The organism is Cyanobium sp. BA20m-p-22 (assembly GCF_024346275.1).
GTDB lineage: Bacteria > Cyanobacteriota > Cyanobacteriia > PCC-6307 > Cyanobiaceae > Cyanobium_A.
Window position 1 is genome coordinate 1 of sequence record NZ_JAGQCQ010000197.1, and the last position, 7,046, is coordinate 7,046.

Genomic DNA, 7,046 nt, shown 5'->3' on the forward strand with positions numbered 1-7,046 from the left:
CTGTGGGGCGGGTGCATCCGTCTCCTCACATCAGCCTTAACGGCCTCGCTGTATCGGCGCATTGGTCATGTCCTCAAGCCCCCGGATGGATGGATCAAAGGGGTGACATCTTTCCTGAAACCGGGGGTTTTCTAGCTCCTTTAAAAACTTATCTTTTCTCACGAGCTCATGGGAGCCACACATGCTGCAGTAAGCATTATTTCTCTCGGCTTCGGCGTGGCAGCTTCTGCATACAACTAGCTTTTTATTCGCGCTCTGCTCTTCTGCCATCCCCATAACAGCGCCTTCGCCGAGCAGCATTGCGGCATCAAAAATCCAACCCATTTGAACCTAGGCATAGCATCCTGAAGTCTAGTCCATTCTGCCAGTAAAAACTTGCTTGCACGCGATACTTTCCTTTATTCAGTACTTATGCATTCCCTTGTCACAGTACTGCTTATTGCGGATCGCAATTATTAGTAGTCATGGGCAACCAGCACCATTGGCTTTGGGGCACTGCTGGTAATTCCACGAGCACCCCTTTCAGGTTGCCCTCACTTGCTCACAGCAGGAAAGGGCTACGCAAGTGGCTACGCCACCCTTGCTTGCTGCTGCGCCGTCGGGCGTGACCTGGGGGTTCCTCGCCAAAATTCCCATGGCAGCTCCCCAAGGCCCCGTCTGCAAAATCCGCCTGCTGATCGTTCATCGCTATGCCCCCGGTATCAAAAAAAGCGGCGCTGTGCCCTGCACCGTTGAGCACTTCGGGCGGCGCGGTAAGCCCGTAAAGAAAATGCGGCTGATCCCTGCTGAGAAAGCCTTTGCCTTTGCCCGCAAATTCCAGGGCACACCCGGCGTCACCGTCTCAGTGGTGTAGCCCACCAGCCACTTGGGGGCCACAGGCCCCCTTTTATTGGGGTGCGGGTTTGGTGGCAGGGGGCAAGGTGGAGCGGGGAAAGGACAAGAGCAGCGGCAATTCTTGCTCCACCCGCTCCCGCCTGGTCGGGGTTACGCGGCGTTTGCGGCCGCTGGATAAACCCTGCAAGCCGTGCACCTACCGGTGGGATAACAGCGATCCAGGGGATTCCACCGCTCCCGCCTGGTCGGGCTCCATTACCCCTTCTGCTCGATTGTCAGCTGGATGTAGAGCAGCGGGCTGCCTGCTCCAGCCGCTCGCTCCCGCTCGGGCATTGCGCGATGGCTCGTGCCCGCTGCCGCACCGCTAGGTGCGCTTAGCAGAACCGCCCATTCGGCACATCAGCTGGGGGGAGGGGGGCCATCGGCTCTGCAAAACCGCACTCCAGTATTTCCCGCTCCGCAGGGAGTCAAGTGCGCGTTATTTGCATCCCAGCGATGTTCCCGATCTCCACCACCATGCAGTCCCTCATCGATGCCTGGGAGGAAGCACAGGCAAGCGGCGAGTGGGTTGAGCCTGCGCCCGAGCCCACCTATCCAGCAGCCTGGTGGCTGATCCAGCTGGAAGAAGAGCCCCAAGAGCTCGAGCTGCCCCTGCGCTGGTATGTCTGAGCCTGGTTGCTTCTGTCAGCGGCGGTCCCTTGGGCCGCTGGCAAATCAGTATTTGCCATGCTGTTTTTCTGAGGACTCCCAGCTGAGTACAAGATGAACACAGGAATCACGGGGCACTTCCCAGAACGAGGAGCCTGTGTTCAGAAAATTTACAGGAGCAGAAAAAGCTATGAGCAACCAACACAGAGATCATCAGCTGGCATTCGCAATAGTAGAAGCATCAACCAAGAGTGATCGCTTGGCGCTCCAGCAATGGATAACTCAGCTACTCATTCTCAAGGATGCACCAATAGGCAGACTGGAAAAAGCCAAGAAAGCCATTGCTCTAACCGCTTCCTCCAATGCTGCAATTACAGCCGCAAAAGTAATCGCAAAGCACGTCAAACGTTATGCATGGGACGAACGTTCTACAGCGTCTAAGTTCGGGCTCAGCGGCATGGCTCTAGGCATAGCTGCCTTTGGAGCACAAGGGGCGGGGGTTGCGGCCCTAGGTACGGCCATTGGGGTGCCACTTTGGGTGATCTCGGGGGCTGGTGCTTCCCTGGCCGGAGTCCTGCTGGAAGAGCTCAAGCGTCGAGGAGTTTGATCGATTGTCTTAACAACTTTTCCGCTATATCCTACACATCTCAATGTACTCGTACGGGGGGTATGGACACGTGGCAGTCAATATGACGAAATCGTCAGCGCTGTGGCTAGTGCCAAATACAGTGATGTCCGTTTTGATTGCGCGAGGGGCGCCTGCCCCGCGACCGCAATGGAATTCGAAAGACGTAAAGTTGAGTAAGAAAACCCTGGCGCTCCTGCAGGAGGAAACTGAGCCTGTGAACTTCGATCATGCCGAGAGCATCTGATGCAGTAGCCGCATTTTTCCTAGGCACCGCCAGCCTGATTATCCGCAGACGTTTCTGAACTGGTGTCACTCAGGAGCTCATCAAGCAGTAGCCCAGCAAGAACAGCCTTATCATCAATGCCCCATTCCTGGCTGATGATGTCAAGCCTTTCCGCGCTAGAGGGCTTGATTTTCACAACAAGAGTCAACCTGGAGTCATCTTCTGCAGGCGTTAATGGTGGATGCTCTGTCATCTAGTCTTCTCCTGGCATTTCAAGGTTTCGCGGAGTGCTGCAGGGGCACTCGGGCTACTGATCAAAGCCAGAGCTGTCGCCCCCTGGGCAGGCGAGAGGCTTTCTACTTCCTTAAACCAGGCAGCACTATCGGTTCCAAGCCGAGCGATTCGGCGCTTGTTTGATTCAAGTGTTTCTGAATCCGCAGCTTGCAAATTATAGTTTGCGAAGTCCCCTCCCGATGCGCCTCTGGGGCGGATCTTCAGGGTGAGTTTTTCACCAGGCTGCAGTGGCTTTATGGGCCATAGGATAGACCCATCAATTGCTTTTGTGGAACTTGCTCGCTCTTGCCACAGGATCCTCCCATCTTGCTCTAATCGCATCTCGTTGAGTGGTTCAGCTGCCAGTAACATCGGTTGCGAGATACCAACAAGTACGGTGCCGCTGGGATCGGGCCGAGTCGAGATTGGCCAAGGGCTCAGCAAGCAAACGCTCAATGGGCCACCACTGCGGCTGCCGCCAATAGCCACCGGTGGGTTTAGGCCTAGAAAGGACCGCAGCTTCTGAATCACGCTGCGTGGAGGCGTTGGTGTCGTAGACGCCGCTGCCTTCATCCTGCCTTGTGCGAGAAGATCGGCGCCCGGCGTAATGGAAAAGGCAACACCAATAAATGCTGCGATCAAGCGGCCCGTGACCATGGTGCGTGTCTCAATCATTACGGCTAAAAGTAGTGGCTGCCATTGCAGCAAGAGGCAGCAACAGTGGCACCAGTAACAGCTGCCAGATCGCAAGGCTGTAAGCCAGGGGGCAACTGACAGCAGCGATCAAGGCAACGGCGATCAACTTATGCTGACGCTTCTCCAGTAATGCGGCCACCAATACACCCAGCGCGCCAGCCCCCAAGGTGCATAAGGTCTGGGAGAGAGGCGTGAGCCAGTGGCCAAGGTTGATCGACTGGATCAGAACCATCTGCACCAAGACACCCGGTACCTCGCGTGCATTGCCGCTCCACAGGGGCCGGTCGCCGCGTTGCAGGGCACCTTGCACCGTCGCCGGGGCCGTAAAGAGATCAACAGGCCGATCGCCCAATCTGCCTGTGGTGCCTACCAGCAGCAGAGGGGAGCGCAACGCAGCCAACTCATCGGGGCTCACGATGCGTATCCACCGAGTCCAGTCGAGTGACCAATCAATCACCCGATCAGCCGGGAGTAGTGGCTGAGGAATGCGACTCAGCCTGCCTGCGAAATTGGAATTGGTAATCGGGTACTGCAGGTGCAAGGGCACAGGCTTGAGCAACCCACCGCCAGCAGCGGTACCGACCGCAAGATCAGCGGCCTGTAAGCCTGCCGCTTGCAGGATTGACCCCTGCAACCAGCTATCTCCAATCGGTCCTTGGCTTGGATCGCTGTATGGGCTCAGATATCCCGCCACAACTTTGCGTGACGGCTGACTGCGCAGCACCTCGGCCAGTTCGCTCGTGCCTGGCCTCGGTTGATCAAGAACCACATCCAACCCCACCACAGGCACTTGGGTTGGTGGAATGCGCTTCAGCACTTCTGCCAGTGCGATGCGTGAGGTGTGGTCTTTCACGGGGGAGGGCACCCCTAGAGCCGGAATGGTGGTTGCCGGATCCAGCAACAGCACTGCAATTGGCTGGTCCTCTCCATCACTCGCTGGGCCGGCGTTACCGCTCCACTGCCGCCAGAGGCGCTGCACCTCCAAACGCCGGTCGAGCAGATAGCTGTTGATTGGGTTGGCAGGGGTGAGCTCCATCGCCAGTGCCACGGCACTGACTGCTGCTGCAGCAATCACCTGTCGTCTGCTGGTGCTGGCCAACCGCAACAACAGTTGGCGTCGCCGCCGCAGTGGCAGCCGAAATGGTTGTGCTGCGTTCGTTGCAACCACTGCAAGCAGCAGCTCACAGCCCTCCATGCCACCCCCAGCAGCCAGTAATTGGCGGGTTTGCTCAACAGCACGCACGAGATCGCTGCCCTCTTCCAAGGCACCAAGCAATTGGCCAAAGGCAAACCCAGCAGCTGCAGAAGGGACTGCTTCTGAAAAACAAACTGCCCAATCGATGCCGGCATGCGCAGCAAGGCTTGCCAGCTGCAGACCACTGCAGCTGTTCAACAGCAACAGGCGCAAGCCATGACCAGCGGCGACAGCCCAATCAGCCGCCAGAGCTTCCCCATCTAGCTGGCTGCCATCACCAAGGTGCAACACGCCTCCCTTTGCTCCAGTATCTGAGTGGCCGAGAAACAGCACCGCATCCCAGCCAGTCCTCTGAGCCAGAGCAGTACGCAGTGCAACAGGGGAGAAGCTTTGGCCCCGCAATATCGTGAGGTGAATGCGGCCGCCTCGTTGCTGCAGCAGCAACCGGTCCACTTCGCCATCCAGGTTGAGACCCTGCTCGGCGCCCACAAGCAGCAGGATTCGCGGCTTCCGGGGCCGCATCGGCTGCCGGTCGATGGGCTCGCTGCCATCACCATTTAGTCGCCAGACGGGTCTCTGCAAAGAGAGCGTTTCCCAAGGCAGGCTGCTGATCGTTTCTGCAACCCCCTCAAGGCGCACGGTCAGTGGCAGTGAGGTGAATTGAGCCAGCAACTTTTGCAATGGCTGCCAGGCCGGGGCATCAATCCACTGCTGCATGGCTTGGCGCAGCTGGTCGCTGTAGCTGCGCACCACTGCCGCACCTTCTGCCCAGGCAAAGGCCGGGTCATGGTGTTTCAAGAAGCGCTGCCGCCATACCTGCTGCAACGCAATCAATTGGCTGGGCTCCGGCAGGACAAAAGCGTTCTGCTGGCCGGCTCCCGTCAAAAACACCTGCAGACCAGGACTTCCATCTGGTGCCTGACGCATCAGGAGATCAATGCGGTCGCCCATCAACCGGGCAGCCGCAGGGGTGGCAGCACTAGATCGCTGCTGCCTGGGTAGCTGATGCACACATCAATCAAATCGGAGCCACCGGCAAAAACCAGCTCAATCTCGGTGCTGCTATCGGTCGTTTGGCGCTGCTCATGGCTGCCCTGACTGGCACCCATGGTGAGTCCATCAGGCAAAAGGTCACCGTTCATCGCCGCCTTGAGCCGCAGCACCAATCGATCGGGGCGGGTTGGATCAGAGCCCGTGGCCACCATCTGCAGAACAAAACGTTCAATGCAGCCTTCTGCAGCCTGACCGCAAACCAATTGCCTGCCATCAAGCCCCAGTGGGATCGCTACCAATGCAAGGGCGCCCTGATCGGCTGCTGCCGCTGCTGCACTGAAGAAGGCTCCCTGGGTAATGGGCTGCCACTGGGCACCAAACACCTGCTGCAGCGCACCATCGAGCTGCCCGCTCAGCCAGTCGACAATCGGCACCACCCGGCGCTGGTTCACTGAGGCACCACCCAAGGCCAGACGCGGCAGGGATGCAGGCTCCAGCAGCTGCACCAGGGTCAGCAGTCGCTCGACGCCCCCTTTGAATACGGTCGCGTCGAGTAGCAGCTGATCACCAATACGCACACCGCTATTGGCAAGCCGGATAAATTCCGCCCCAGTGAGTACCCCGCCGAAAGCAACCACCCCGTTCTCCTCATCAACCAGGGCTGAGAGCAACAGCTGCGGTGCGGTGGCCTGATCAGCCCAGTGCCTGGTGTCAATGGCGATCTGATCAGCAGCAATCCCACTGGTCAGCAATTGCAGGGCAAAGCGGTTGAGGCTCAGAAGCTGCCCTTCATCGTCGGCTGCTGACTCAGGGCCAAAGGGCAGAGCGGCTTGCTGGGTGGAGAGAACCTGAAGCAGGGCTGCCACTGCAAGAGAGCGTTCAGTTGCCCAGGCTCTATCAGCTGAAAGCTCAACTGCCCCAGCGGGCATCGGCAGCACCTCCATTGGGAGTATGGAATCGTTCATGACTGGCTCAGATGGTGCTGCACCCACTGACGCAGGGGAGCGATGCCACCTTCTCGTTCCGGTTCCACAAGGTGATTCCGCAAGGCGTTCACCAACCGCTCGGCCGCTTCCACGCTTTGCCCGCAACTGGCAAAGGCTTGATGGCGCTTGAGCTCAACAGCTGCTGCGGTTGCGATCAAGGTGGCGTGCTCGTTAGGCCGCAGTTTTTTACTCACCGTGCCGCAGCTGGTACCGCAGCGCTCAGCCAGGGGGCGGTTGGACATGCCCTCAGCCCAGCCAGCCCAGAGGCAGCGAAGCAACTCTGAGCTCTGGCCTGGGCTTGCCATGGCCTGGGGCATGTGCCTATCCATAGCCCGCTGCAGAGCGGCATCGATCAACGTCGTCAGCTCACTAGCTGAAAGACCTCCGTCCTCAGAAGGTGATGACAGAGACGAGGGGGCCTCAGGCTCATACCCACTCTCTGCAGCCTGATCCAAACTTTGGGTGCCCTTCTCCGTCATCAATTGACGAATGGCAGTGGCCATTGCCTTCAGCTGGTCATTGGTTAAGAAGGGATCTGCTTCCGGTGCGAGCTCCCGTAAAAAAGCCAGA

General features: G+C 58.4%; 8 protein-coding genes. 3 read left to right on the top strand and 5 right to left on the bottom strand.

Annotation, left to right across the window (positions count from 1 at the left end; translation table 11 throughout):
- Nucleotides 1-36: 36 nt before the first annotated feature.
- Entirely contained in the window at nt 37-324 is a 288-nt protein-coding gene (locus KBZ15_RS15190) for a hypothetical protein (protein WP_255016040.1), read from the bottom strand.
- Between the two features lie 310 nt (nt 325-634).
- On the opposite strand from KBZ15_RS15190, the gene KBZ15_RS15195 reads away from it, so the two are divergent.
- The 3 genes from KBZ15_RS15195 to KBZ15_RS15205 all read left to right on the top strand — a co-directional run bounded on the left by KBZ15_RS15195 (nt 635) and on the right by KBZ15_RS15205 (nt 2,089).
- Nucleotides 635-853 (top strand): hypothetical protein, encoded by a 219-nt coding sequence (locus tag KBZ15_RS15195; protein WP_255016041.1) that lies wholly within the window; start codon nt 635-637, stop codon nt 851-853.
- Between the two features lie 497 nt (nt 854-1,350).
- The gene (locus tag KBZ15_RS15200) at nt 1,351-1,503 is read left to right on the top strand and encodes a hypothetical protein (protein ID WP_255016042.1); all 153 of its coding nucleotides are present in this window, start codon (nt 1,351-1,353) and stop codon (nt 1,501-1,503) included.
- A 136-nt stretch (nt 1,504-1,639) separates the two neighbouring features.
- On the top strand, nt 1,640-2,089 hold the full coding sequence (locus tag KBZ15_RS15205) for a hypothetical protein (protein ID WP_255016043.1): 450 nt from the start codon (nt 1,640-1,642) through the stop codon (nt 2,087-2,089).
- A 284-nt stretch (nt 2,090-2,373) separates the two neighbouring features.
- Here KBZ15_RS15205 and KBZ15_RS15210 read toward each other — a convergent pair whose 3' ends face one another.
- From KBZ15_RS15210 to KBZ15_RS15225, 4 genes are all read right to left on the bottom strand, one after another.
- Entirely contained in the window at nt 2,374-2,586 is a 213-nt protein-coding gene (locus tag KBZ15_RS15210) for a hypothetical protein (protein ID WP_255016044.1), read from the bottom strand.
- Nucleotides 2,587-3,273: 687 nt separating this feature from the next.
- Nucleotides 3,274-5,448, bottom strand: coding sequence for a CHASE2 domain-containing protein (locus KBZ15_RS15215; RefSeq protein ID WP_255016045.1), 2,175 nt, complete (start codon nt 5,446-5,448; stop codon nt 3,274-3,276).
- On the bottom strand, nt 5,448-6,356 hold the full coding sequence (locus tag KBZ15_RS15220) for a hypothetical protein (protein WP_255016046.1): 909 nt from the start codon (nt 6,354-6,356) through the stop codon (nt 5,448-5,450). Before KBZ15_RS15220 ends, KBZ15_RS15215 begins: the two co-directional genes overlap by 1 nt.
- 95 nt (nt 6,357-6,451) lie before the next feature.
- A complete protein-coding gene (locus KBZ15_RS15225; RefSeq protein WP_255016047.1) occupies nt 6,452-6,718 on the bottom strand; it encodes a hypothetical protein in 267 nt (88 codons plus the stop codon).
- Nucleotides 6,719-7,046: the final 328 nt, after the last annotated feature.

Coding starts and splice junctions, on each gene's coding strand:
- KBZ15_RS15200 (WP_255016042.1), top strand. CDS start 1,351: ATGCAGTCCCTCATCGATGCCTGGGAGGAAGCACAGGCAAGCGGCGAG.
- KBZ15_RS15225 (WP_255016047.1), bottom strand. CDS start 6,718: ATGTCCAACCGCCCCCTGGCTGAGCGCTGCGGTACCAGCTGCGGCACG.
- KBZ15_RS15195 (WP_255016041.1), top strand. CDS start 635: ATGGCAGCTCCCCAAGGCCCCGTCTGCAAAATCCGCCTGCTGATCGTT.
- KBZ15_RS15190 (WP_255016040.1), bottom strand. CDS start 324: ATGGGTTGGATTTTTGATGCCGCAATGCTGCTCGGCGAAGGCGCTGTT.
- KBZ15_RS15210 (WP_255016044.1), bottom strand. CDS start 2,586: ATGACAGAGCATCCACCATTAACGCCTGCAGAAGATGACTCCAGGTTG.
- KBZ15_RS15215 (WP_255016045.1), bottom strand. CDS start 5,448: ATGGGCGACCGCATTGATCTCCTGATGCGTCAGGCACCAGATGGAAGT.